Here is a 25119-nt window from a genome sequence, read left to right as displayed (position 1 = left end):
TGAGATCCATCAGAAACCCCTCCACCCCTTCTCCTGAAAGTAGAGCCGCACCGACATGACCGCCGCCGCAGCCCATCGCAGCGAGCACGACCTGCTCGGCGACCGTGACGTCCCCGCCGAGGCGTACTGGGGCATCCACTCCCTGCGCGCCAAGGAGAATTTCCCCATCACGGGCACGCCGATCTCCGCCTACCCGCACCTGATCGACGCACTGGCCGCCGTCAAGGAGGCCGCCGCCCGCGCCAACGAAGAGCTTGGCCTGCTGGAGCCCGGTAAGGCAGCGGCCATCGTGGAGGCCTGCCAGGAGATCCGCGACGGGAAGCTGCACGACCAGTTCGTCGTGGACGTCATCCAGGGCGGTGCCGGGACCTCGACGAACATGAACGCCAACGAGGTAGTCGCCAACCGGGCGTTGGAGCTGCTCGGGCACCCGAAGGGCGCGTACGAGTTCCTGCACCCGAACGAGGACGTCAACCTCGGCCAGTCGACCAACGACGTCTATCCGACCGCCGTCAACATCGCCACCGTCTTCGCGGTGCGCGGGCTGCTCCAGGCCATGGCGGTCCTGCAGGACGCCTTCGCCGCCAAGGCCGTCGAGTTCCGTGACGTACTGAAGATGGGGCGTACGCAGCTGCAGGACGCGGTGCCGATGACGCTCGGTCAGGAGTTCTCGGCGTACGCGGTGATGCTGGACGAGGACCGGTCCCGGCTTGCCGAGGCGGTCGAGCTGATCCACGAGATCAACCTGGGCGCTACGGCCATCGGCACCGGGCTCAACGCGCCCGCCGGGTACGCCGAGGCCGCGCGCCGGCAGCTCGCGGAGATCACGGGGCTGCCGCTGGTCACCGCCGCCAACCTCGTCGAGGCCACGCAGGACTGTGGGGCCTTCGTACAGATGTCCGGGGTCCTGAAGCGGATCGCGGTGAAGCTCTCGAAGAGCTGCAACGATCTGCGGCTGCTGTCGTCCGGGCCGCGCGCGGGCCTGAACGAGATCAACCTGCCGCCGGTGCAGGCCGGTTCGAGCATCATGCCCGGCAAGGTGAACCCGGTGATTCCCGAGGTCGTCAACCAGGTCGCCTTCGAGGTCATCGGCAACGACGTCACCATCACCATGGCCGCCGAGGCGGGACAGCTCCAGCTCAACGCCTTCGAGCCGGTCATCCTGCACTCCCTGTCGGAGAGCATCACGCACCTGCGCGCCGCCTGCCTGACGCTCGCCGAGCGTTGCGTCGCCGGGATCACGGCCAACGAGGACGTGCTGCGCAAGGCCGTCGAGAACTCCATCGGCCTGGTCACCGCCCTCAACCCGTACATCGGCTACGAGGCGGCCACCGGCATCGCGAAGGAGGCCCTCGCCACGGGGCGCGGAGTTGCCGAACTCGTCCTGGAAAAGGGCCTGTTGCCTGCGGACCGCCTGGCGGCGCTGCTGCGTCCGGAGGTGCTGGCGGGGTCTCAGGCGGGCTGAACGGCGTGTGTGGTCGGGTGCGGGAGGGTTTCTTTCCCCCGCCCCGTCCCTTCCCGAAACTGGGGGCTGCGCCCCAGACCCCCACAAGGGGTGCGCGGGACACTGCGCGACCAGCCACACACAACCGGCAGAATGGTGATCATGGCAATGTCCACGTCGTCCCCGGTCTTCCAGCCGGTCCTGGACCGTATCGCCGCCGAGATCGAGCACACCCCGGAACGTGGCCGCCCCGCCGACTACATCCCGGCCCTCGCGGCCTGCGACCCGCGTCGATTCGGCATGGCCGTCGCGGAACTCGACGGTACGGTCTACGGCGTGGGGGACTGGCGGCAGCCGTTCTCCGCGCAGTCCCTCACCAAGGTCTTCACCCTCGCGCTCGTCCTGGCGCGCGAGGGCGACGCCCTGTGGGAGCACGTCGGACGCGAGCCCTCCGGCAACCCGTTCAACTCGCTGGTGCAGCTGGAGTACGAGAACGGCATCCCGCGCAATCCCTTCATCAACGCGGGCGCCCTCGTCGTCACCGACCGGCTGCACACCCAGACCGGAGACACGGTCGGCACCCTCCTCGATTTCCTGCGCGCGGAGAGCGGCAACGCGCGGCTCGCCATCAACAAGGACGTCGCGGCCTCCGAGTCCGCCCACGGCGACCGCAACGCCGCGCTCGGCCACTTCATGGCGTCGTACGGGAACATCGGCAATCCGGTCCCGGTGCTCCTGGACCAGTACTTCCGGCAGTGCTCCATCGAGGCGTCCTGCGCCGACCTCGCCGTCGCCACCGGATTCCTCGCCCGCCACGGCATACGGGCCGACGGCACGCGCCTTCTGACCCGCAGTCAGGCCAAGCAGGTCAACGCGGTCATGCTCACCTGCGGCACCTATGACGCCGCGGGCGAGTTCGCCTACCGGGTCGGCCTGCCCGGCAAGAGCGGCGTCGGCGGCGGCATCATCGCCGTCGTTCCCGGCCGCTGCACGCTGTGCGTGTGGAGCCCGGGCCTGGACGAACGGGGTAACTCGGTGGCGGGCGTCGCGGCCCTTGAGCGTTTCACGACACTGACGGGATTGTCCGTGTTCTGAGGCGGTTGCTTCCAGGTGGATTTGAGGGATGGTCGCCGTTCGGTCAGACGGCGGTCACACGGACGCTGCCGATCAGAGGGACATGCGTTGCTTTCTCGCCACCCGGCATTGACAGGCTGCCCGAGTGTTGGCCATGGGTTTCTCCGTCGATCTGCGTCGCTGTCAGGTGCTCGGACTTGTGGGTTCGGGCTTTCTCGCGGCGGGGGGTGAGACGGCCGGGGCCCTGCCGGTGCGGGAGCTGCTGGCCCCGGCCTCGGCGCGGGCGGCGCTCGGCCTGGTCGGTGTGTACTTCGGGGTGGTGCTGCTGATCGCCGCCTGGGCCCTGCTGGGGCGGGTGATCCGAGGGCCCGAACCGCCAACTCCGCGCGCCCTGTTGGTAGTTCTCGGCGTGTGGGCCGTGCCGTTGCTGCTCGCACCGCCGCTGTTCAGCCGGGACGTGTACAGCTACCTCGCACAGGGCGCCATGGTCGACGCGCACATGGACGTCTACACCCACGGCCCCGCACGGCTCGGCGGGCCGCTCGCCGACGAGGTGGCGCCCGTGTGGCAGCACACCGCGACGCCGTACGGTCCCGCCTTTCTCGCCGTCGCCTCCGCGCTCTCCGGGCTGACGCGGGGCGAAGTGCCGGCCGGGCTGTTCGGGATGCGGGTGGTCGCGGTGCTCGGGGTGGCGCTGATGGCCGCCGCCCTGCCGAGGCTCGCCCGGCACAGCGGCGCCGACCCGGCCGCGGCGCTGTGGCTCGGCGCGCTGAACCCGCTCGTTCTGCTGCACCTCGTCGCCGGCGCGCACAACGACGCCATCATGCTCGGGCTCCTCGGCATCGGACTGGTGGCCGCGCTCGGCCGCCGGCCCGTCCTCGGCACCGTACTCGTCACGCTCGCCGCCCTGGTCAAGGTCCCCGCCCTACTGGGACTCGCGGCCGTCGTGGCACTCCAAGTGCGCGCAGAGCGCGGCCTGTTGAAGGCCACAGTGACCACCGCGGCCGCCGCCCTCGCCACCACCGTCGCCGCAACCGCCGTCGCCGGTACGGGATACGGCTGGATCAGCGCCCTCAAGACACCCATCTCACCGCACAACTGGTCGCCCACCAGCGTCCTCGGCCGCGCCACCGGCTCCCTCCTTGAGGACCTGGGCAGCGATCTCGCGCCTCTCGCCCTGCCTGCCTGGCATGCCCTCGGGCTCGTGGTGACCGTCGTCGTCATACTCGCCATATGGCTGCGCCGGCCGCGGCTCAGCCCCGTCTACGCACTCGGCCTCAGCCTGGCGACAGTGGCGGTCCTCGGCCCGGCCATCCGGCCCTGGTACGCCCTGTGGGGTCTGTTCCTCATCGCCGCCGCGGCACCCAGCACTTCCGTACGCCACCGGGTCGCCGCCGTGACCGGAGTGCTCGCCCTCGGCGTCCTGCCCAGCGGCAGCCCACCGGACCTGGAGCAGCTGGTCCTGGCCGTGTCGGGCGGCGTGCTCGCGGTGGTCGTGCTCTGGCAGGCCCACCAGACGTCGAACGCGCCGGTCCTGGAGCGGACCGCATGAGGCTTCCGCGTTCGGAGCGGGGGCGGCTCGCCTTCGTGCTGGTCCTCGTCGCCGCCGTGACGGTCTTCACCGCGACCGTGCCGCTGCTGCGCGGCTGGTTCGACCTGCGGGTGTACCACGGGGCCGTGGACGCCTGGATCCATCACGGCGGCCGTATCTACGACTACCACGTACCGGGGACGACGTACGGCTTCACCTACCCGCCCTTCGCGGCGGTCAGCATGGTGCCGATGGCGCTTCTCGGACTGCATGCCGCGATCGCCGTCGGACTGCTCCTCAACCTCGCGGCGACAGCCGTGGTCCTCGGCATTCTGGTCCCGCGCGAGCTGCGTCGGCACGGCTGGTTCGCCTTCGCCCTGGTCGTCTGCATGCTGGCCATGTTCGAGCCCGCCCGTGACACCTTCACCTTCGGCCAGGTCAACCTTCTCCTGCTGGCCCTGGTCCTCGGCGACGCCTGGCTGCTGTCCACGGGGCGGGGCCGATGGGCGGGCGTGGGCATCGGACTCGCTGCCGCGATCAAGCTCACGCCCGCGATCTTCATCGCTCTGCTGCTGCTCGCACGGCGCCCCCGCGCCGCCTCGGTCGCGGCGGCCGTCGCCGCGAGCGCCACCGCCCTCGCGGCCTGGGCGGCACCGGAGCCCTCCCGCTTCTACTGGACCGAGGCCGTCTGGGACACGACCCGCATCGGCCGCCTCGCCTATGTGTCCAACCAGTCACTGCAAGGCGTACTGGCCCGGCTCGCCGACCCTGCCGAACCGAGTCGTATCGCCTGGGCCCTGGTCGCCCTCGTCGTCCTGGGTGTGTGGGCCTGGCGCGCCCACCGGGCCATCGCCGCCGGCGACCTGATGGGGGCCTTCGCGCTGACCGGGCTCGTCGCCTGCCTGGTCAGCCCGATCACCTGGGTGCACCATCTCGTGTGGCTGCTGCCGTCCTTCGCGATCCTCGTCGAGGAGGGGCTGTGGCGCCGGCGGCTGCTGTGGGCCGCGGGCGTCTCGTACGTGCTGCTGTGCAGCAGTGTGGTGTGGCTGTGGTTCGACGACGCGTCCGGCATCGACGGCTTCCTCGGCAGCAATATCTACGTGTGGATCACCTTCGGCCTGCTGTTCGCGCTGCCCGTTGGTCAGACACGCGTGAACCATCTGCCGCGCAGCACCACGGCCACGACACCCGCGCCCAGACAGGCCGCCCCCGAGATCGCCCCCGCCGCCGCCCACCGGTCGGGGCCGCTGCCGACCACCATGGCCGCGGGCACCGGGGCCGGGCCCGCCCGTGGCACGACACGCGGGGGCACCAGCGAGCCCACCGGCTCGACACGCCCGGCGGCCCCGAACCCCCAGTCGAGCAGCGAGCGCGCCTCGTCGTAGACGGCGAAACGGTCGCCCGACCGAGGGTTCATCACCGTGACGACCAGGGTGCGCCCGCCCCGGCGCGCGGCGGCGACGAGTGTGTTGCCCGCCTTGGAGGTGTAACCGTTCTTGACGCCGACCAGCCCTCGGTAGGGCTTGACTCCGTCGGCTCCGGTCAGCAGCCGGTTGGTGTTCTGGATGTCGTACGACCTGCCCTTGGCCGGGAATCTGGCCGTCACCGTGGCGCAGTACCGCGCGAAGTCCGCGTTGCGCAGCCCGGCCCTCCCGAAGACCGCCAGGTCGTACGCGGACGACACCTGGCCCGGCGTGTCGTACCCGTCGGGCGAGACGACCCGCGTGTCGCGGGCGCCGAGCGCGCGGGCCTTGGCCTGCATCTGGGCGGCCGTGGCACGCCAGCCGCCGTTCATCGCGGCCAGGACGCGCACGGCGTCGTTGCCCGAGTTGAGGAAGACGCCCCGCCACAGGTCGGAGGCGCGGTAGGTGCGTCCCGGCTCGACGCCGACCCGGCTGCTGCCGTCTCCGACCCCCTTCAACTCTCGCTCCGTGACGGTGTGTTGGACTGCCGCAGGCAGCACCGGCAGCACGGTCACCGCGAACAGAGCCTTCAAGGTGCTCGCGGGCGGCAGCTTGCGGTGCGCGTTGTGCGCGGCCAGCACCTCACCGGTGCCCGCGTCGGCAACCAGCCACGACCGGGCGGAGAGTCCGCCGGGCACCTTGCGCACCCCGGACCTGAGCCGTACCTGCGTCCCGGACCTGTACAGCCCCGTCGGCCGCGAAGCCGCCGGGCTCGGCGCGAGCGGCTCGGCTCCCGCGGGCGCAGTGGAGGCGTCGGCTCCGGTACCTGCCACGGCAGGGCTCGGCGCGAAGGCCAGCACGCCGGCCACACCGGCGGCGGAACAACAGGCGGCGACACGGCAAGAGAATCCGATAGTCATACCGCAAACGTAGGAACGCCCCGACCGCATCCTCGGGTACCAGGGCCGAGCCGCGGCATCGAGCACCCGGATGCCGCAGCGGCCCAAGCCGAGAACTGGGGGGAGGCTCACCGGCCTCCGGGCACGGTCGGCTGGACCTGTCGTAGAAACGTGGCATTGTCCGGCGTGTCCTGCATCCTCTCCAGCAGGGTTTCGATCCCCGCCTGAGTGTCGCCGCGGGAGTGCAGGGCGCGCCGCAGCCCTCGTACCGCCGTCAACTCGCTTGCGGGAACCAGGAGTTCCTCGCGGCGGGTGCCGGACGGGGTGATGTCGACGGCCGGATAGATCCGCCTGGACGCCAGAGCGCGGTCCAGACGCAGCTCCATGTTGCCGGTGCTCTTCAGCTCCTCGAAATAGAAGTCGTCGGCACGCGAGCCGGTCTCCACCAGCGCTGTGGCGAGCATCGTGAGGGAACCGCCCTCCTCGGCGAGGCGCGCGGCACCGAAGAGCCGCTTGGGTCCGGCGAGCGCGGCGGCGTCGACACCGCCGCTGAGGGTGCGGCCACCGGCGGCGGCAGCGTTGTTGTGCGCCCTGCACAACCGGGTCAGCGAGTCCAGGAGGATCACGACGTCCTGGCCTGCCTCGACGAGCCGCTTGGCGCGCTCCACAGCGAGCTCGGCGAGCGCGATGTGCTGCTTCGGCGCCCGGTCGAAGGTCGAGGCCAGCACCTCACCGCGCACGGAACGCCGCATGTCGGTGACCTCTTCGGGGCGCTCGTCGAGCAGCACCACCATCAGATGGCACTCTGGGTGGTTGCCGGCCACGGCGGCGGCGAGCTGCTGGAGCAGCACCGTCTTGCCGGTCTTCGGCGGGGCGACGATCAGCCCGCGCTGGCCTTTGCCGATGGGCGCCACCAGGTCGATGACCCGAGTCGTCAGGCCGCCCGCCGGGTGCTCGAGCCGCAGCCGCTCACGCGGGTGCAGCGGGGTGAGGTCACGGAAGTGCGGGCGGGAGCGCAGCTCTTCGGGCCTGCGGCCGTTGACGCGCTCGATCCCGGTGAGGGCGCGCGACTTGCCGCCTCCGCCTCCGCCCACGCCTTCGACGAGGTCGCCCTTGCGCAGGCCGTACCGGCGGATCAGCGCGGGGGAGACCTGATGGTCGGTGGGCTCGGGCAGGCAGCCTGTGGCACGCAGGTGGCCCTGCCCGTTGGAGGTGATGTCGAGTACGCCGGTGGCCTGCTCCTGCGTGTGCGAAGTAGGTGGGCGTTCCAGTGTGGTGGTCATGTGGGTGGGTCCTTTCGCGGACGAATCCATGAAGTCATGGGTCATGAAGGGGGAGAGGCCGAATGGCAGGGCGGCATGGTCACGCCCAGCACGGCGGGGACATCACCTCTCGTGCGGCGGGCGAGAACGCCCATGGCCGTACGTGAAGAGAGGTGGTGCGAAGAAGCTGCTTCGCCGGTCGGAAAGGGACGGGCGGATCAGCTGACTGAGATGAGACTGGCACCGCCGCCCGAGAAGGGGCGTACGCGAGTGCTGGAACAACCGTAGCACGGGAGGATTTTGATCACCGGCGGGCGAGGAGTCCGTACAGGAGCGGGATGCGCGGGGAGCTGTCCGGCAGGCGCCACCAGCCGGAGGGGGCGCGGTTCATCTCGGGCCAGCGGGGCCACGGCAGTTCGTCGCTCTCGCGCAGCCGCTCGATCCGCAGGCCCGCACCGACAAGAGCGCCCACGACCTCGCCGAGACCGTGCATCCATTCATAGCTGTCGGTCGCGCCCTGAACCGGCGGGCCGTCCGTGTACGTGTACCTGCCGCTGCGGTGCACGGCCGTCCCTCGCCCCAAGTAGTCGTGACGCAGCAGGAGTTCGGAACCCTCGCCCTCAGCGGGTTTCGGGCCCAGGGAGTTGAGGAGGGGATGGAACTCGGCGATGTACAACCGGCCGTTGGGACGCAGGAGTTGAGTGGCCGTAGCCGCCCAGTGGTCCAGGTCGGGCAGGTAGCACAGGGCGCCCTTGCCGGTGTAGACGACGTCGAACCGCCGCCCGCCGAGGGCTTCGACGGCGTCGTACACATTGGCCCGTACGTACTCGACATCGGCGCCCGCACGCCCGGCGATGTCGGCCGCGGCCTTGACCGACGCCTCGGAGATGTCGAGGCCCACCGCCCGGGCGCCGCGATGGGCGAAGGCGATCGTCTCCGTGCCGAGGTGACACTGAAGGTGGAGCACGTCACGGCCGGCCAGTTCGCCGAGGTCCTCCCACTCCCAGGCGGCGAACCAGCGCTCCGGGTCGAGGGAGGTGTCAAGGCCGTAGAACCGGCTGGCGAGGTGGACGGGGGTGCGGGCGTCCCAGTTGGCCTGGTTGGCCCTCATCATCCGCTCGTGCTCGTCGGTCATGGTCGTATCCAACCGTGGACGGGCGCCGGGTGGGAAGGACTCCCGGATGTGCCTGCCGTCCGGCAGGACAATCATGGGGAGTGTCGATTCGGCGCCGGCCCGTTCGTCGGTGGAGTGTCAGGACCTCATGAGCACCAGGAGAGATCATGAAATACATGCTGCTGGTCTGCGGTGACGACACTGCCGACGCCTCCGGCGTGGCACCCGTCGAACCATGGGTCGAGGAGCTGGGCGTCCAGAAGGGCGTTCGGCTGCACGGCCACCGGCTGCGGCTCCCCGCCGAGGCGGTCACGGTACGGGTGCGCGGCGGCGAAGTGCTGCGCACGGACGGGCCGTTCGCGGAGACGAAGGAGTACGTCGCCGGGTACGACATTCTTGAGTGTGATGGTATGGAGGAGGCCATCGAGGCGGCCGCGAAGCATCCAGTGGCGACCATCGGAGCCCTGGAGGTGCGCCCGTTCCGGGAGGACGAGGACGCCGAAGGAGAGATCCGCCGCCTGGACGACGAGCTGACGCGGGCCACGCGCGAGCGGGACATCAACGCGATGGTGGCCTGTTACGCGCCCGATGTCGAGGTCTTCCACCCCATGAGCGGTCTGGAGGAGCGCGGGATCGACGCCTTCCGCAAGGCCCAGGAGTGGTGGTTCTCCACCGTCACCGGACCGGTGAGCCGTGATGTGCTGGAGTTCCGCGTCCGGGTGGACGAGAGCGTCGCGTTCAGCCACGCCCTCGTCCGCATGCGCGCCACGCTCACCACCGGCGAACCGCTGGACAGCACGGTGCGGGTGACCACCGGCTACCGAGCCGCGGGCGACTGCTGGCAGATCGTCCACCAGCACCTTTCGGTTCCGTTCGACGCAGGTGTGGAGGAGACCCGGTCATGAAGTACGCACTGTTCATCTGCACGCCCGTCGGCGGCGAGGAACTCAGCCCCGAGCAGATCGCCGACGACCCCCGCTTCGCCTCGTACATCGACGAGGTTGTCAGCCGCGACATCGTCAAGGGCGGGGCACGGCTGAGGCCGGCCACCGACGCCACCACCGTGCGCGTCCAGGGCGACGAAGTGCTGCTCAGCGACGGGCCGTTCGTGGAGTCCAAGGAGTACGTCGCCGGTATCGACATCATCGAGGTCGCCGACCTCGACGAGGCCATCTCGCTCGCCTCGAGGCATCCGGCCGCGCTGGGCGGCGGCTCCATCGAGGTGCGGCCGGTCTGGGAGTGAACGGTTGGGAGTGAACGACGTCGAGGAGGCGGTGGCCGCCGCCTTCCGCGAGGAATGGGGCCAGGTCGTCGCCACCCTGATCCGGGTGACCGGCGACTGGGACCTCGCTGAGGAGTGCGCGCAGGACGCCTTCGCGCAGGCTCTGGACCGATGGCGGCGCGACGGAGTCCCGCGCCGCCCCGGCGCGTGGCTGACCACGACCGCACGCAACCGCGCCCTGGATGTGCTGCGCCGGGAGGCGGTGGGGGCGGCGAAACTGCGGGAGGCGGCGGTGCTGGCACGGGACGGCGGACCGTACGACCCGGACTACGACGAGGGGGCCGACAGCGGAGTGACGGACGACCGGCTGCGGCTGATCTTCACCTGCTGCCATCCGGCGCTGCCCATGGAGGCGCGGGTCGCCCTGACCCTGCGTACGCTCGCGGGCCTGACCACGCCCGAGATCGCCCGGGCCTTCCTCGTACCCGAGGCGACGATGGCGCAACGCCTGGTGCGGGCCAAGCGGAAGATCCGCAACGCCGGAATCCCATACCGAGTACCGCCCGCCCATCTGCTGCCCGAGCGCACGACGGGTGTGCTGGGCGTCGTGTACCTGCTGTTCAACGAGGGGTACGCCGCCACGTCCGGTGCCGATCTGCTGCGGACGAACCTGTGCGCGGAGGCCATCCGCCTCGCCCGCGTGCTGGCCCGGCTCATGCCCGACGAGCCTGAGACGCTCGGCCTGCTGGCGCTGCTGCTCCTGCATGACGCCCGGCGCGGCACGCGGGTGGACGCGGCGGGCGAGCTGGTGACCCTGGAGGACCAGGACCGCACGGCATGGGACCGCGCCGCGATCGACGAGGGTGCCGCCCTGCTGGAGACCGCCCTGCGCCGCGGCCGGCCAGGGCCGTACCAGATCCAGGCCGCCATCTCCGCCTGCCACACCACCGCCGCCACGGCCGAGGACACCGACTGGGCGGATATCGCCGCGCTGTACGGGGAGTTGAGGCGCTTCGTGCCCTCCGCGGTGGTGGAACTCAACCGCGCGGTGGCGGTCGGCATGGCCGAGGGACCGGATGCCGGGCTGGCCCTCCTGGCCGAGTTGGAGAAGGCGGGCGACCTGACCGGTTACCACCTGCTGCCCGCCACCCGCGCGGATCTCCTGCGGCGCATGGGGCGACCAGCGGAGGCGGTCGAGGCGTACGCGCGGGCGCTTGAGCTGGTGGAGAACGACGCCGAGCGGCGATTTCTCGAGAAGCGGCTCGCGGAGTGTCGATCGGCTTAGGCGGCGTTCGTCGTGGGGGTGAAAGCACCCCACACGACACTGGAGGAAACCATGACCGCCACTGTGCCCACCCGCCGTACCAAGAAGCTACCCTCGCTCCTCCGCCTGCGCCGTCGCCCCCTGCCACCCGGCGCAACCGGTGGCAGGGGGCCGGTCGAGCCCGACATCTGGCTCGCGGGCCTTCGCCTGGCGAGCTGAGGACTTCAGCCGAGCGCGCTGTGCTTCACAGGGGCGAAGCTCCCCTTGTCAACCACAGCGCGCTCGTGCCTGGCTAAGCTGACCTCGATGTTCACCCCGCAGGGCCCCACGTTCCGCGAGCTCGCCGTTCAGGCGCTGTCGTCCGTCGAGCACGGATACGACCTGCTCGCGCCGAAGTTCGACCACACACCGTTCCGTACGCCGGAACCCGTACTGCGCTCCGTCGCGCGGGAGCTGGAGCGGATCGGACCGTTCGACAGCGGTCTGGATCTGTGCTGCGGCACCGGCGCGGGCATCGACGTGCTGCGCACCGTGTGCCGGGAGCGGATCACCGGCGTCGACATCAGCGCGGGCATGCTCGCCGTCGCCCGCGAACGGACGCGTCCCGCCGGGCCGCCGGTGGCGTGGGTACGCGGCGACGCCCGGTCCCTGCCGTTCCGTCCGGCCTTCGACCTCGTGGTGAGCTTCGGGGCGTTCGGCCACTTTCTGCCGCGTGAACTGCCGGGCCTGTTCGCCCAGGTGCACTCGGTGCTGCGGCCCGGCGGACGGTTCGCCTTCCCCGTCGTGGCCCCGGCCCGCCCCGGCTCACCCGGCTACTGGGCGCTGCTCGCCTTCGACACGGCGATGCGGGTACGCAACGCGGTGTGGCGTCCTCCGTTCGTCATGTACTACCGCGCCTTCCGCCTCAGCGACGTACGCCGCGAACTGATCCGCGCCGGCTTCTTCGTGGACCTGCACACACTCCCCGAGTTCGGCCGCAGGGACGACGGCAGCCCACGCTGCCGGATGGTGGTTGCGACGCGCCAGGGGTAGCCGAAGCCTGGAGGATCAGTGCTTCCCACCGAGGGCGACTGAGGTGACAGAGCAGCTTTCCCAGCGCAGGCCCAGCGGCCGGATGTCCACCGCGACAGCACTTGTGGGCGCCGTCGTGCTGCTGGTGCTCACAAACCTGGTCAACAACCGGTGGGCGCCGTCCTGGATCGTGCTCACCTCCGCGATCGCCTCCGCCGCGCTGATCGCGATCACGTTCCGTGCCGGTGGCGGCTGGGCCGACCTCGGACTGTCCCGGGACACGCTGCGCCGCGGTCTCGGCTGGGCGCTCGCCCTTGTCGGCATCGTCGCGGCGGTGTACCTGTGTGCGGCGGCGATGCCTGTCACACGCGGGCTGTTCGAGGACGAGAGGGCGAGCGGACTGAGCGGCGCGGAGGTCGTCGGCCGGGTGCTGATCAAAGTGCCGATCGGCACGGTGCTGCTGGAAGAGGTCGCCTTCCGCGGGGCGCTCTACGGACTGGTGCTGCGCGCTCGCGGCGCGGTCGCGGCCACGGTGTTCTCCTCCGTGCTGTTCGGCCTTTGGCACATCCTGCCGTCGCTCCATCTCACCGACTCCAACCAGGCCGTGGGCTCGCTCTTCGGGGATTCGGCCCTCGGCGCCGTCCTGGCCACTCTGGGCGCCGTGCTCCTCACCGCCGCGGCGGGCGGCCTGCTCTGCTGGCTGCGACACCGCACCGGCAGCCTGCTCGCCCCCATGGGACTCCACTGGGCGACCAACGCACTCGGGTACGTGTTCAGCTCCGGGCTGGCGTGAACTGGCCTGAACACAGAACCGGAGCGGCGGGGTCCTCGCCCTCGGGCGAGGACCCCGAACTCTTCGACCACGACGGAACCGCTCCTTCTACAGGCGCTGCGGCAGCCACGCCAGCTGGGCCGCCTCCTGGTAGGCGCCGCCGCCCTCATGGTCGTTGAAGTCGTACACCTCGATCGTCTTGTCCTCGTGGGCCCAGGCGTTGAAGGCGGCGAACACCGTCGACGGCGGGCAGGTCTGGTCCTCCAGAGCAGCCGAGAACAGGGCGGGCGCCCGGCCGCGCGCCGCGAAGTGCACGCCGTCGAAGTAGGACAGCGTGCGCCGCACCTGCTCGGTGCGGCCGCGGTGTGTCTTGAGGTAGTTGCCGATCTCCCGGTACGGATCGCGGTCCGTCAGCGTCGTCGCGCGCGGGAAGTCGCACAGGAACGGAACGTCCGGGGCGATCGCCGCCAGGTCCGGTACGAGTCCGGCGACCGCGATCGTGATGCCGCCGCCCTGGCTGCCACCGACCGCCGCGGTGCGCGAGGCGTCGATCAGCGGATGCGAGCGGGCCGCTTCCACGGCCCGTACCCCATCGGTGAACACCCGCCGGTAGTAATAGCTTTCGGGATCCTCGACCCCCCGCGTCATGAAGCCGGGATACGCGGGCCCGCTGCCCACCGGGTCGGGTGTGTCACCGCCGCCCCAGCCACTGCCCTGCCCCCGGGTGTCCATCACGAAGTGCGCGAAGCCCGCGGAGGCCCACAGCAGATGCGTGTGCGGAAGGCCGCGCCCGCCGCCGTATCCGATGAACTGGACGACCGCCGGCCGTGGCGTGTCCGCCCAGGCGGGAAGCGTCAGCCAGCCCTTCACCGGGTGACCTCCGAACCCGGCGAACGTGACGTCGTACACCTTCACGGTCTTGAGATGCGTCTCGACCGGCTCGAAGGAGGCGTCCAGGTCGTACTCTCGCGCCTCCTGAAGCGTCTTGGCCCAGAAGGCGTCGAAGTCCTCGGGCTCGACGGAGGCGCTGCGGTAGTTCCGGAGCTGGTCGAGGGGCAGGTCGAACAAGGCCATGGATGACCGCCTTTACGGGATCACGGGTCAGGGTGCGGATGATCACACCGTACGGGGGCCGTCAGCGGGTCACCAGACCCTTTTCGCGCACCGGTCGGGCCCGGTCATGCCCAGCGTCGGCCCCACTCCGGTCCCGTACGGGCCCACTCGCGTTCCCACTCGGCCATGCGGTGGCGCAGGGCGACCCGGCGTACGACGAAGCGCCCGGCCAGGACGACGGTCGCGGCGCCGCCCGTGGCGCAGCCTCCCACCGCGAGCGCTTGCTGCCAGAACGCTGTGCTGTCCGCCGGGGCGGCGACGATCCGGCCGGCGTCGTCCAGCCATACATGGGTGTGGTCGCCGGCCCGGGTGCCGGCCGGGACGCGGGCCTTGCCTGTGCGCTCTCGCTCGCCGGGCTCGGTCCAGCGCACGCCGACCCAGTAATCGGGCTGCTTGGCGCCCGTGGCGTTGGGTATCGCGGCGGGTGCCTGCTCGGTGACCTCCGCGCGCACCCGATGGCGTTCGGCCCGTTGCTCGGCGGCCGCGCCCCGCGCCGCGTCGTACGCCTGCCGGCCCATGACGAGCCCGGTCAGCGGGGCACCGACGCACAGCAGGACGGCGACGACCAGGGCTGTCCACGCCTCGACCACGTCGCAGCGGCGGCGCAGGGGATTGGGCCGCCAACGCCAGCCGCGCACCCGAGTGCCCATGTCCACACCTCCTCATCGCTCGCGTCCGGCTGTCCCCGTCTCCGTCCGGTCCCGGAGCGGCTGGTCAGCGTCGTACGCCACCCGAGTTCCCCGTCGGCGCCGAACGGACCCTCTGAGTTGTCATCCTGTGGCGGTCAGTGCACAAGCCCGCCGGATCCGCCCGCCCACGACTGATCCGCGCCCCACGTGGAACCCGCGGAAGGGCGAGAGGAGAGGCGGCGCGAGCCATGAGCAAGGAGACCCGGGCCATCACCGTCGGCATCGACGGTTCCCGCGCCAGCCTGGACGCCGCCGACTGGGCGGCCCGCGAGGCTCACCGCCGTCACCTCGCGCTGCGCCTGCTGCAGGCCGGCCCCGACCCCGTATCGCCGTCGGACGGCGGGCCGTCCCGCGTGACGCTCGACCGGGCCGCCGTCCAACTCGCGTACGCCCACCCGGCTTTGGACATCATGGCCTGCCGCACCGAAACGCCCGCGGTCCCGGCGCTGCTGGCCGCAGCCGCGGAGTCGGAGGCACTGGCCCTCGGCTCCCGCGGCTTCAGCGACTTCGCCGGTTTCCAGGTCGGTTCGGTCGCCCTCGCCGTCGCCTCCCACGCCGAGCGCCCAGTGGTGCTGGTGCGCGCGGGCGAACTCCCCGAGGACGAGCGCGTGCCCGTCGGCGAGGGGGCACCTCCGGCAAAGGCCCCGTACCTGCCGGTGGTCCTCGGCCTGGACCTGGCGCGCCCGGCCGACGGCCTCCTCGGCTACGCCTTCGACGCGGCGGCCTTCCGCGCGGCACCCCTGCACGTCGTGCACGCCTGGACGCTGCCCCCGCCGCCCGGCTATGCCGTCGGCGCGCGAACGCGGGACGACACGGCCGGGCAGGAGGACGCCAACCGCCGCTCCCTGGCAGTGATTCTGCAGCCGTGGCGGCACAAGTTCCCGGAGACGACTGTCGTGGAGCAGGTGGTGTACGGCCCGGCGGGACACCACCTTCTGAAGGCGTCGATCCAGGCGGGGCAGCTGGTCATGGGCCGCCGCGCCACGGTCGGAGGGGGCCTCGGCCGCGTGGCCCACTTCGTGATCCACCACTGCACCTGCCCGGTCGCGATGGTCCCTCACGACTAGCGCTCTGCTGGAAGGGCGGTTCGAAGCTGCGGGTTCGGCGTGGCCGGTCGCTCCCTCACTCCCGGCGCGCCGAGCAACGTCAGCCGAAGCGCTCGATCCGGATACGGTCCACCGGCTGTCCCGCCTCGACGAGGAGCCGCGAGGCATGTTCGGCGAACCCGTTGGACCCGCACACGTAGGCCTCCCACCCGCCGTCCGGCCGGTCGGCCAGGAGCGCCGCCACGTGCGCGGCCGACAGGCGCCCCACGGGCACGCCGGGCGCCGCGCTGCGCGTGAACACGGGTGTGGTCTCGGCGCCGTACTCCGACGCGTAGATCAACTCCGCTGGGCCGCGGGCCGAGACGAGCAGGCGCAGCGGTACGGACAGTGCGCGCGATCGGTGGTGGCGGACCATCGACATCAGCGGTACGACGCCGGAGCCCGCGCCGACGAGCAGGGCGGGCCGGTCGCCGGTCCAGGCGAAGAAACCGCTGTTCGGGCCGCGGACTTCGACCTGGTCGCCCGGTTCGGCGACGGTGTGGAACCAGCCCGACACCTCGCCGCCCTCGACATGGTCGAGTGTGAGCTCGATGTGCCCCAAGTCGTCGGGTGGCGACGCGATCGAGTAGTGCCGCTGGGCGGTGTAGCCGTCCTCCGCCGTGAGCCGCAGCATCACGTGCTGGCCGGGCACATGGCCGCGCCAGCCGGGCACGGCGAACCGGAAGGTGGCCGCGCGTGGGGTCTCGCGGCGGATCTCGGTGAGCGTGGCGCGCTGCCACGTGGTCGCCGTGTCGTTGTTCACGGCGATGCGGCCGGGCACGGCGAACCGGGTCGGGGGCGTGAACGTCCCGGTCATGTGAAGGTCTTCGGTCGTCGGAGTCTCAGTCACCGGAGTAGCGCTGCTCTTCCCAGGGGTTGCCGCGGTGGTGGTAGCCGTTCTGCTCCCAGAAGCCCGGCTCGTCGTGGTCCAGGAGCCTGAGGCCCGCGATCCACTTGGCGCTCTTCCAGAAGTACAGATGCGGTACGAGCAGCCGCGCCGGACCACCGTGTTCCGCGGGCAGCGGCTCGTCGCCGTACTCCCAGACGATCCAGGCGCGCCCGCCGGTCAGATCGGCCAGCGGGAGGTTGGTGGTGTACCCGGTGTGGGAGTACGCGACCGCGTGCGTCGCCGCCGTGGCCGGGCGTACGAGGTCCAGGAACGCGTCCACCGACACGCCCCCGAAGCGCACGCCGAACTTCGACCAGCCCGTCACGCAGTGGATGTCGCCCTTGTACGCCGACGCCGGCAGCGCGTGGGCCTCGTCCCAGGACCAGGTGCGCGGCTCGGCCACCAGCCCGTCGACGGTGAACGTCCAGTCCGCGGGCGCCAGTTCGGGCGTGACCTCGGCGGACAGGACCGGCCAGTCGTCGCCCGCGTCGTACTGACCGGGCGGCAGCCCCGCGTCGGGGACGCGCGGGCGTCCGGTGAAGCCTCGGGTGACATGCATCGATCCACGGTACCCGGCGCCTGCGCGGGGAGTGGCTTCGGGGAATAGCCGCCCGGCGATCTTCCCGGCATGCTGAGCCGAGCAGGCGCAGCCCGGTGGAGAATCCCCGTGGAGAAAGTCCGGTGGAGAAAGCCCGGTGGAGAAAGAGGGAGCACATGCCCAAGGCGTACGTCTTCACGCGGTTCGGCGGTCCGGAGACCGAGGCCCTCGTCGACCAGGACCGGCCGAGCCCCGGCCCCGGTCAACTCATGGTCTCCGTACGGGCGGCGGGCGTGAACCCCGTCGACTGCAAGCAGCGCAACGGCTACGCCCGCCCCGGCGAGGCCGCGCGCGAGCTGCCCGCGGTGTTCGGTAACGAGGCCGCGGGAGTGGTCGAGGAGATCGGTGAGGGAGTCACCGGCTTCGCGGTGGGCGACGCGGTGTTCGGCAACCCGGTCGGCGGTGGCTATGCCGAGTACACCCTGCTGCCCGTCGCGGTGACCGCGCACAAGCCCGACTCGGTCTCTTTCACGGACGCGGCGGCCCTGTCGGTCGCGGGGGCGACGGCGTACGACGGCATCCGCCAGCTCGACCTGCCCGCCGATTCGACCCTGCTGATCACGGGTGCCGGCGGTGGCGTGGGCGTGGCGGCCACCCAGATCGCGCGCGCATTCGGGGTGAAGGTCATCGGCACGGCCAGCGCGGGCAAGAAGGACTTCGTCGAGTCGCTCGGCGCCGTGCATGTGCCCTCGGGCCCGGACTTCGCGGCCGATGTACGGGCCGCCGCCCCGGACGGCGTGGACGCGGTCTACGACCTCATCGGCGGCGAGGTCCTCGAAGCCGCGGCCGAACTCCTCACCGACCGCGCGAAGTTGATCACCGCGGGCGGCAAGGACATAGTGGGCCGCCTCGGTGGCGCCCCCGTCGCCCGGGCCCGCACCGCCGCGATCCTCGACGAGGTCGCCCACCTCGTGGCCGACGGCAAGCTGAACCCCTTCGTGACGCAGACCTTCCCCCTGAGCCGCGCCGCGGAGGCACTGCGAATGGTGGAGGATGGCCACGCACTCGGAAAGATCGTCATCGAGGTCACAGGCTGAGCACTGCGTGTGGAAGGGCGGTTGACCGCCTCGTGGCAGCAGCCGGGGGCCGTGTAATGTTGCCGTCCGGCTGCGGAACGCCCCAGCCGTGCAGGGACCGAGGAGGTGAGCACCATTACCGCTGTGTCAGCTCGGGTGCTCTCGCCTCAGGGGTTCACCGCCGCCAGGTGAGCGGGAGAGCGCCCTTCGGGTTCCCGAAAGGCTCTCGGCTTCCATGCCCTTCTCCTCCATCCCTTCCGTTTCGTACGCAGCTGTCGTCACTGCGCTCCGGTCCGCGGGCTGTGTCTTCGCCGAGGACGAGGCGCGGCTGATCGTCTCCACCGCCGGCACTCCGGCCGAACTCACCGACATGGTGGACCGCCGCTCCGCGGGCCTGCCCCTCGAACACGTCCTGGGCTGGGCCGAGTTCTGCGGTCTGCGCATCGCCGTCGAGCCGGGCGTCTTCGTGCCGCGCCGACGTACCGAGTTCCTGGTCCGGCAGGCACTCGCGTCGGCCCCGGAAGCACCGGCCCTCGTCGTCGTGGACCTGTGCTGCGGCTCGGGCGCGGTGGGCGCCGCGCTCGCCGCGTCCCTCCCCGGTGCCGAGCTGCACGCCGCCGACATCGACCCGGCGGCGGTGCGCTGCGCCCGCCGAAACGTCGGCGAGCGCGGCCACGTCCACGAGGGCGACCTCTTCGAGCCGCTGCCGCGCACCCTCCGTGGTCGCGTCGACATCCTGGCCGCCAATGTGCCGTACGTCCCCACCGAAGAGGTCGGCCTCCTGCCGCCGGAGGCCCGTGACCACGAACCCCGCGTGGCGCTCGACGGCGGAGGCGACGGGCTCGACATCCTGCGCCGGGTGACAGCCGAGGCCTCGCAATGGCTGTCCCCCGGCGGCTCCCTCCTGGTCGAGACGAGCGAACGCCAGGCATCCGTCGCCGTCGGAACCTTCGCCGACAGCGGGCTGGTTCCACGCCTGGCCGTGTCGGAGGAGCTGTACAGCACGGTCGTGATCGGAACGAGGTCCTAGTCACACGACGCCTACGCGGTTGTGCAACTAGTTGCATAAAGGCCGGCCCCTCGTCTACAACAGACGGCAAGACACCGCGCACGGAGGGGCCCATGAGCCGTTACCCGCACCTGCTGACCCCGCTCGACCTGGGTTTCACGACCCTGCCCAACCGCGTACTCATGGGCTCCATGCACGTGGGCCTGGAGGAGGCGGAGCGCGGCTTCGAGCGCATGGCGGAGTTCTATGCGGCCCGGGCCCGCGGGGGCGTGGGACTCATCGCCACGGGCGGCATCGCGCCCAACGAGGCGGGACGGCCGTACGAGGGCGGAGCCAAGCTCACGACCGAGGCGGAGGCCGGGCAGCACACCGTCATCACCGAGGCCGTGCACCGCGAGGGCGGCAGGATCGCGATGCAGATCCTGCACTTCGGGCGGTACGCCTATCACCAGGACCTCGTCGCGCCCAGCGCCCTCCAGGCCCCGATCAGCCCCCATGTCCCGCACGCGCTCACCGACGACGAGGTCGAGCGGACGATCGACGACTACGCCCGCGCCGCCCGCCTCGCGCGGCAGGCCGGCTACGACGGCGTCGAGATCATGGGCTCCGAGGGCTATCTCATCAACGAGTTCATCGCCACGCAGACCAATCACCGCGAGGACCGCTGGGGCGGCTCGTACGAGAACCGTATGCGCTTCCCCGTCGAGATCGTCCGCCGCGTACGCGAGGCGGTGGGCGAGGACTTCGTCATCATCTACCGGCTGTCGATGCTGGACCTGGTGCCCGGCGGATCGACGCTGGACGAGGTGATCATGCTCGCCCGTGCCGTCGAGGCCGCCGGAGCGACGATCATCAACACCGGTATCGGCTGGCACGAGGCGCGGATCCCCACCATCGCGACCTCGGTGCCGCGTGGCGCGTACGCCTGGGTGACCAAGAAGGTCATGGGCGCCGTCTCGATCCCGCTGGTGACGACCAACCGCATCAACACCCCTGACCTCGCCGAGCAGTTGCTCGCCGACGGCTACGCCGACATGGTGTCCCTGGCCCGCCCGATGCTCGCCGACCCCGACTTCGTGAACAAGGCGCGGGACGGGCGCCCCGAGGCCATCAACACCTGCATCGGCTGCAACCAGGCCTGCCTCGACCACACCTTCAGCGGCAAGATCACCTCCTGCCTGGTCAACCCACGCGCCTGCCACGAGACCGAGCTGGTCCTCGCACCGACCCGGCGGCGCAAGCGCGTAGCCGTCGTCGGGTCGGGCCCCGCCGGACTCGCCTGTGCCGTCTCCGCCGCCGAACGCGGCCACGACGTCACGCTGTACGACGCCGCGGGGGAGATCGGCGGTCAGCTGAACGTGGCCCGCAAGGTCCCCGGCAAGCAGGAGTTCGACGAGACGCTGCGCTACTTCCGTACGCAGCTCGAACTGCGGGGCGTGGACGTGCGGTTGGGCAGGTACGTGACCGCGGGCGACCTCGTCGGCTACGACGAGACGGTGATCGCCACCGGGGTCACGCCCCGTACCCCGGAGATCCCCGGCGTCGACCACCGGAGCGTCGTCGGCTACCTCGACGTGCTGCGCGACAGCGTGCCCGTGGGCGACCGTGTCGCGATCCTCGGCGCGGGCGGCATCGGCTTCGACGTCGCCGAGTACCTGACCGACGGCGGCGGCAAGGCGAGCGAGGACCCGGCGACGTATTTCCGGCAGTGGGGCGTCGACATGGACCACCGGACGCCCGGCGGCCTCGCCGCGCCCGAGCGGCCCACGTCGCCGCGCTCCGTCCACCTCCTGCAGCGGAAGGCCTCCAAGGTCGGCGCCGGGCTCGGCAAGACCACCGGCTGGATTCACCGTACGGAGCTCAGGCACCGCGGGGTCACGATGATCCCGGGTGTCCAGTACGACCGGATCGACGACGAAGGTCTGCACGTCACCGTCGGCGGGCAGAGCACCGTCCTGCCGGTCGACACGATCGTGCTCTGCACCGGGCAGGAGCCGTGCCGCGACCTGTACGACGAGTTGCGTGCCGACGGTCGCAGTGTGCACCTCATCGGCGGCGCCGACGTGGCCGCCGAACTGGACGCCAAGCGCGCGATCAAGCAGGGCACGGAGCTGGCGGCGGCCCTGTAGGCGATGGATCGCCTCTCGGCGGCGTACCGCTGCCTACCTAGGATGAGTTCATGTCACTGCCGCACGCCATCCTCACGGCCCTGCTGGAGAAGCCGTCGTCGGGCCTTGAACTGACCCGGCGTTTCGACAGGTCGATCGGCTACTTCTGGTCGGCGTCGCATCAGCAGATCTATCGCGAGCTGGGCAAACTGGAAGCCGAGGGCTACATCCGGGCCCTCCCGGCCGAGCAGCCGGCCCGCGGGCAGAAGAAGAGCTACGAGGTCCTGCCCGCGGGCCGTGCCGAACTCACCCGCTGGACCGCCGCCTCCCAGGACCCGAAGCCCCTGCGCGACCCGCTGCTGCTGCGTCTGCGCGCCGCGGCCGTGGTCGGCACCGCGGGCGTCGAGGCGGATCTGCGCCACCATCTCGAACTGCACCGGCGGCAGTTGGCGGACTACGAGGAGATCCAGCAGCGGGACTTCCCGCCCGGCAGACACACGCCCCAGGACCGGCTCCAGCACCTCATCCTGCGCGCCGGGATCGACCTGGAGACGTTCTGGACCCGCTGGCTGATGGATGCGCTGGAGGAGTTCGAACGACTGCCTGCGCAGGACCCGCCTTCCCGGGATTCGACGGTGTGATCAGAGCCGGTTGGGCTTGGCGCGACGACGCAGGACCCAGGCCGTCGCCCCGACGCCCGTCGCCACCAGGACCCCGCCCGCCGTGTAGGTGACGGTGCTGTAGTCCTTCGCGGTGCCGCCCGTACCGCCCATGACCCCGCGCGTCGCCGTCGTCGTGGGCGAGGGCGACCGCGTCGGAGACGGCGAAGGGGTGGCCGTCGCGGAGATCGTGGGACTCGTGCCCGTGGTCACGGTGATGGACTGGGTGCCCGCCGTCGTGCCGTTCTCGCAGACCACGATGACGGTGTACGTGCCCGAGCTGACGCCCGACCAGGAGGCGCTCTGGGTGCCGTTGCCGGACAGCGCCACCTGGCGTCCCTGGGCGAAGTTCGTCTGGCTGCTGGAGAGCAGCGAGGCGTTGCCGCCGCTCGGGCACGAGGTGGTGTTGACCTGGACCGTGGACCCGCTGGAGGTCACGGTGATCTGGGTGTTCACCGCGGCAGCGGGCCCAGCGGTGAGGGCCAGTGGCAGCGCGGCGGTGGCCGCCACGGTCAGACCGGCGCGGACGAACGTCTGAGTAGTACGCATTGGACTGCCCTCCGGCGGCACGGTTGGCGGTACATCCCATGCGCCGCCGAGGGTTGGGAAACGCCCGTGCTGCCCTGGGACGAGCCAACGTGCCCTTCACGGCCTCCGCACGCGGGGCGGGCCCGGTCAGGTGACAGAGTCCTCCGGACGGCGCACCGCGGACGGCGCGCCACGCAGTGTCACCGGACCGGCGACCCGACCCAACCGCATGCCCTCGCTACCGCCCGGCCGCCCCCCCGTGGTCACCGTCCGCTCCGCCGAGAAGCCGGCCACTCGGCCCCCGAGCACGGCCCGTGCCGTAGCCGGGTCACACCTTGCGGTACGTGTACGCCTCCGAAGCCGCCGCTTCCACCGCCGCGAGGTCCGCTCCCGACGATGCGGTGACGACCGCGGCGACCGCGCCCTCTACGAAGGGGGCGTCCACGAGGCGTGTGTGGGCCGGGAGCTCGTCGCCTTCGGCGAGGAGGGTCTTTACGGTGAGGACCGCGCTGCCGAGGTCGGTGAGCACGGCGACACCGGCGCCGCGGTCCACGGAGGCCGCCGCGGCGGAGATCAGCTCGGCGCTGGTGCCGAGGCCGCCGCCCTCCACCCCGCCCGCCGGAGCCACCGGCGCGGTCGTGCCGCCACCCGCGAGCCCTGCCGCCAGTTCGGCGACCGAGGCGGCCACCGCGGCACTGTGCGACACGAGCACGATGCCCACCAGCTTCTCGTCACTCACCGGCCGCCTCCTCGAGAGCCGCGATCAGCAGGGCGGAGGAGGTGGCACCGGGATCCTGGTGCCCGATGCTCCGCTCGCCCAGATAACTCGCCCTGCCCTTGCGGGCCTGCAAGGGCGTGGTGGCCAGGGCGCCCTCCTCGGCGGCGGCCCGAGCCGCCGCGAAGGACTCTCCGAGCGCATCGACCGCGGGCACCAGCGCGTCGATCATGGTCTTGTCGCCCGGCGCCGCCCCGCCGAGCTGCATCACCGCGTCCACCCCGGTGCGCAACGCGTCCGTGAGCTGCTCCTCGCTGACCTCGGCCGTGTCCCCGAGCGCTTTCCCGGTGCGGCGCAGCAGCGTGCCGTACAGCGGACCCGACGCACCGCCCACCGTCGAGATCAACTGACGCCCGGCGAGCATGAGGACGGCGCCCGGCGTGCCCGGCGCCTCCTTCTCCAGCGTGGTCGTCACGGCCGTGAAGCCGCGCTGCAGATTGCTGCCGTGGTCGGCGTCGCCGATCGGCGAGTCGAGGGCGGTGAGCCGCGCCGCCTCGCGGTCGACGGACGCGGCGGTCGCCGTCATCCAACGGCGGAAGAAGTCGGCGTCGAGCACAGGATCTCCTCGCAGGGTGCTTGCGTAGTCGTAATGCTTGTCCAGGCGCTTGCCTGGTAAGGGAGTTGACCGGTCTCATGTGCCCCAGCGCAGGCCCGCCGTACGCACTGGAGCGTCCCACAGCCGCAGCAGCTCCTCGTCGACCTGACACAGCGTCACCGAGGCTCCTGCCATGTCGAGCGAGGTGACGTAGTTGCCGACGAGTGTGCGCGCCACGGCGACGCCACGCTCGGTCAGCACGCGCTGCACCTCCGCGTTGAAGCCGTACAGCTCCAGAAGCGGCGTCGCACCCATGCCATTGACCAGGACCAGCACGGGATTCCTGGGGCTCAGGTCCTCCAGAATCGCGTTCACGGAGAAGTCGGCGATCTCCCGCGACGTCATCATCGCGCGCCGCTCACGGCCGGGCTCGCCGTGGATGCCGACGCCCAACTCAAGCTCGCCGGGCGGGAGATCGAAGGTGGGGCTGCCCTTGGCCGGAGTGGTGCAGGCACTCAGGGCGACACCGAAGCTGCGGGAACTCTCGTTGACCTGACGGGCCACCGCCTCGACCCGCTCCAGCGACTGCCCCTCCTGCGCCGCGGCGCCCGCGATCTTCTCCACGAACAGTGTCGCGCCGGTGCCGCGCCGCCCCGCCGTGTAGAGGCTGTCGGTCACCGCCACGTCATCGTTGACGAGCACCTTCGCCACCTGGATGCCCTCATCCTCGGCGAGCTCCGCCGCCATGTCGAAGTTGAGGACGTCCCCGGTGTAGTTCTTCACGATGAACAGCACTCCGGCGCCGCTGTCCACGGCGGCAGCCGCCCGCACCATCTGGTCCGGCACCGGGCTGGTGAACACCTCGCCCGGACAGGCCGCCGACAGCATCCCCGGACCCACGAACCCGCCGTGCAGCGGCTCGTGCCCCGAACCACCACCGGAGACCAGGCCCACTTGCCCGGCGACCGGAGCGTCCCGCCGTACGATCACCCGGTTCTCGACATCCACGGTCAGCTCGGGATGCGCGGCGGCCATGCCCCGCAGCGCGTCCGCGACAACCGTCTCCGCGACGTTGATGAGCATCTTCATTCCGTACCTCCGGGTGAGGTGAGCAGCCGT

At 71.3% G+C, this 25119-nt stretch carries 24 protein-coding genes and 1 pseudogene; 14 read left to right on the top strand and 11 right to left on the bottom strand.

All coding sequences use genetic code 11. The features are described from left to right. Nucleotides 1–55 precede the first annotated feature (55 nt). The 4 genes from aspA to ACFYO0_RS10570 all read left to right on the top strand — a co-directional run bounded on the left by aspA (nt 56) and on the right by ACFYO0_RS10570 (nt 5434). Nucleotides 56–1465, top strand: coding sequence for an aspartate ammonia-lyase (gene aspA, locus ACFYO0_RS10585; RefSeq protein ID WP_388673326.1), 1410 nt, complete (start codon nt 56–58; stop codon nt 1463–1465). 132 nt (nt 1466–1597) lie between these two features. Next, nucleotides 1598–2539, top strand: a complete 942-nt coding sequence (locus ACFYO0_RS10580) for a glutaminase (protein WP_388673324.1) — start codon at nt 1598–1600, stop codon at nt 2537–2539. 133 nt (nt 2540–2672) lie between these two features. Next, entirely contained in the window at nt 2673–4070 is a 1398-nt protein-coding gene (mptB, locus tag ACFYO0_RS10575; protein ID WP_388673322.1) for a polyprenol phosphomannose-dependent alpha 1,6 mannosyltransferase MptB, read from the top strand. Beyond that, the gene (locus tag ACFYO0_RS10570) at nt 4067–5434 is read left to right on the top strand and encodes a glycosyltransferase 87 family protein (RefSeq protein ID WP_388673320.1); all 1368 of its coding nucleotides are present in this window, start codon (nt 4067–4069) and stop codon (nt 5432–5434) included. Before mptB ends, ACFYO0_RS10570 begins: the two co-directional genes overlap by 4 nt. A 35-nt stretch (nt 5435–5469) precedes the next feature. On the opposite strand, the pseudogene ACFYO0_RS10565 reads toward ACFYO0_RS10570, so the two are convergent. The 3 genes and pseudogenes from ACFYO0_RS10565 to ACFYO0_RS10555 all read right to left on the bottom strand — a co-directional run. Further along, nucleotides 5470–6372 (bottom strand): annotated as a pseudogene (locus ACFYO0_RS10565) (D-alanyl-D-alanine carboxypeptidase family protein); the annotation flags it as partial. Nucleotides 6373–6479: 107 nt separating this feature from the next. Further along, entirely contained in the window at nt 6480–7634 is a 1155-nt protein-coding gene (gene rho, locus ACFYO0_RS10560) for a transcription termination factor Rho (RefSeq protein ID WP_388673318.1), read from the bottom strand. A gap of 283 nt (nt 7635–7917) precedes the next feature. Next, nucleotides 7918–8748, bottom strand: a complete 831-nt coding sequence (locus ACFYO0_RS10555) for a class I SAM-dependent methyltransferase (RefSeq protein WP_388673316.1) — start codon at nt 8746–8748, stop codon at nt 7918–7920. A 146-nt stretch (nt 8749–8894) separates the two neighbouring features. Here ACFYO0_RS10555 and ACFYO0_RS10550 point away from each other — a divergent pair, with 146 nt between their 5' ends. The 5 genes from ACFYO0_RS10550 to ACFYO0_RS10530 all read left to right on the top strand — a co-directional run bounded on the left by ACFYO0_RS10550 (nt 8895) and on the right by ACFYO0_RS10530 (nt 13017). After that, complete coding sequence (locus tag ACFYO0_RS10550; protein ID WP_388673314.1) at nt 8895–9632, top strand: nuclear transport factor 2 family protein; 738 nt, start codon at nt 8895–8897, stop codon at nt 9630–9632. After that, nucleotides 9629–9970 carry a YciI family protein gene (locus ACFYO0_RS10545; protein WP_388673312.1) on the top strand — a complete coding sequence of 114 codons (342 nt, stop codon included), beginning with the start codon at nt 9629–9631 and terminating at the stop codon, nt 9968–9970. Before ACFYO0_RS10550 ends, ACFYO0_RS10545 begins: the two co-directional genes overlap by 4 nt. A gap of 4 nt (nt 9971–9974) precedes the next feature. Beyond that, nucleotides 9975–11234 (top strand): RNA polymerase sigma factor, encoded by a 1260-nt coding sequence (locus ACFYO0_RS10540; protein ID WP_388673310.1) that lies wholly within the window; start codon nt 9975–9977, stop codon nt 11232–11234. Nucleotides 11235–11519: 285 nt separating this feature from the next. After that, nucleotides 11520–12245, top strand: coding sequence for a class I SAM-dependent methyltransferase (locus ACFYO0_RS10535; protein ID WP_388673308.1), 726 nt, complete (start codon nt 11520–11522; stop codon nt 12243–12245). Nucleotides 12246–12288: 43 nt separating this feature from the next. Beyond that, the gene (locus ACFYO0_RS10530) at nt 12289–13017 is read left to right on the top strand and encodes a CPBP family intramembrane glutamic endopeptidase (protein WP_388673306.1); all 729 of its coding nucleotides are present in this window, start codon (nt 12289–12291) and stop codon (nt 13015–13017) included. Nucleotides 13018–13104: 87 nt separating this feature from the next. Here ACFYO0_RS10530 and ACFYO0_RS10525 read toward each other — a convergent pair whose 3' ends face one another. Further along, nucleotides 13105–14070, bottom strand: coding sequence for an acetylxylan esterase (locus tag ACFYO0_RS10525; protein ID WP_388673304.1), 966 nt, complete (start codon nt 14068–14070; stop codon nt 13105–13107). 104 nt (nt 14071–14174) lie between these two features. Further along, nucleotides 14175–14759, bottom strand: a complete 585-nt coding sequence (locus ACFYO0_RS10520; RefSeq protein WP_388673302.1) for a hypothetical protein — start codon at nt 14757–14759, stop codon at nt 14175–14177. Between the two features lie 227 nt (nt 14760–14986). Here ACFYO0_RS10520 and ACFYO0_RS10515 point away from each other — a divergent pair, with 227 nt between their 5' ends. Further along, on the top strand, nt 14987–15865 hold the full coding sequence (locus ACFYO0_RS10515) for a universal stress protein (protein ID WP_388673300.1): 879 nt from the start codon (nt 14987–14989) through the stop codon (nt 15863–15865). 79 nt (nt 15866–15944) lie between these two features. Here the strand turns inward: ACFYO0_RS10515 and ACFYO0_RS10510 are convergent, their stop codons facing one another. Further along, complete coding sequence (locus ACFYO0_RS10510; protein ID WP_388673298.1) at nt 15945–16700, bottom strand: ferredoxin reductase; 756 nt, start codon at nt 16698–16700, stop codon at nt 15945–15947. A gap of 25 nt (nt 16701–16725) precedes the next feature. Beyond that, nucleotides 16726–17331, bottom strand: a complete 606-nt coding sequence (locus ACFYO0_RS10505; protein WP_388673296.1) for a sulfite oxidase-like oxidoreductase — start codon at nt 17329–17331, stop codon at nt 16726–16728. A gap of 155 nt (nt 17332–17486) precedes the next feature. Here ACFYO0_RS10505 and ACFYO0_RS10500 point away from each other — a divergent pair, with 155 nt between their 5' ends. From ACFYO0_RS10500 to ACFYO0_RS10485, 4 genes are all read left to right on the top strand, one after another. After that, on the top strand, nt 17487–18407 hold the full coding sequence (locus tag ACFYO0_RS10500; protein WP_388673294.1) for a zinc-binding alcohol dehydrogenase family protein: 921 nt from the start codon (nt 17487–17489) through the stop codon (nt 18405–18407). A gap of 214 nt (nt 18408–18621) precedes the next feature. Continuing rightward, entirely contained in the window at nt 18622–19416 is a 795-nt protein-coding gene (locus tag ACFYO0_RS10495) for a putative protein N(5)-glutamine methyltransferase (RefSeq protein WP_388673292.1), read from the top strand. Nucleotides 19417–19508: 92 nt separating this feature from the next. Beyond that, entirely contained in the window at nt 19509–21524 is a 2016-nt protein-coding gene (locus tag ACFYO0_RS10490; protein WP_388673290.1) for an FAD-dependent oxidoreductase, read from the top strand. Between the two features lie 50 nt (nt 21525–21574). Continuing rightward, a complete protein-coding gene (locus ACFYO0_RS10485; RefSeq protein WP_388673288.1) occupies nt 21575–22144 on the top strand; it encodes a PadR family transcriptional regulator in 570 nt (189 codons plus the stop codon). On the opposite strand, the gene ACFYO0_RS10480 is transcribed toward ACFYO0_RS10485, so the two are convergent. The 4 genes from ACFYO0_RS10480 to dhaK all read right to left on the bottom strand — a co-directional run bounded on the left by ACFYO0_RS10480 (nt 22145) and on the right by dhaK (nt 25089). Further along, nucleotides 22145–22711, bottom strand: a complete 567-nt coding sequence (locus tag ACFYO0_RS10480) for a hypothetical protein (RefSeq protein WP_388673286.1) — start codon at nt 22709–22711, stop codon at nt 22145–22147. It abuts the gene before it with no gap. Between the two features lie 307 nt (nt 22712–23018). Further along, complete coding sequence (locus ACFYO0_RS10475; RefSeq protein WP_386348771.1) at nt 23019–23429, bottom strand: PTS-dependent dihydroxyacetone kinase phosphotransferase subunit DhaM; 411 nt, start codon at nt 23427–23429, stop codon at nt 23019–23021. Further along, nucleotides 23422–24021, bottom strand: coding sequence for a dihydroxyacetone kinase subunit DhaL (gene dhaL / locus ACFYO0_RS10470; protein ID WP_388673284.1), 600 nt, complete (start codon nt 24019–24021; stop codon nt 23422–23424). Before dhaL ends, ACFYO0_RS10475 begins: the two co-directional genes overlap by 8 nt. Before the next feature lie 75 nt (nt 24022–24096). Next, nucleotides 24097–25089 (bottom strand): dihydroxyacetone kinase subunit DhaK, encoded by a 993-nt coding sequence (gene dhaK / locus ACFYO0_RS10465; RefSeq protein WP_386348774.1) that lies wholly within the window; start codon nt 25087–25089, stop codon nt 24097–24099. Nucleotides 25090–25119 lie beyond the last annotated feature (30 nt).

Origin of the sequence: Streptomyces sp. NPDC006365, assembly GCF_042870755.1 — a bacterium.
Lineage (GTDB): Bacteria > Actinomycetota > Actinomycetes > Streptomycetales > Streptomycetaceae > Streptomyces > Streptomyces xiangluensis.
This window is presented reverse-complemented; position numbering and strand designations above follow the sequence as displayed.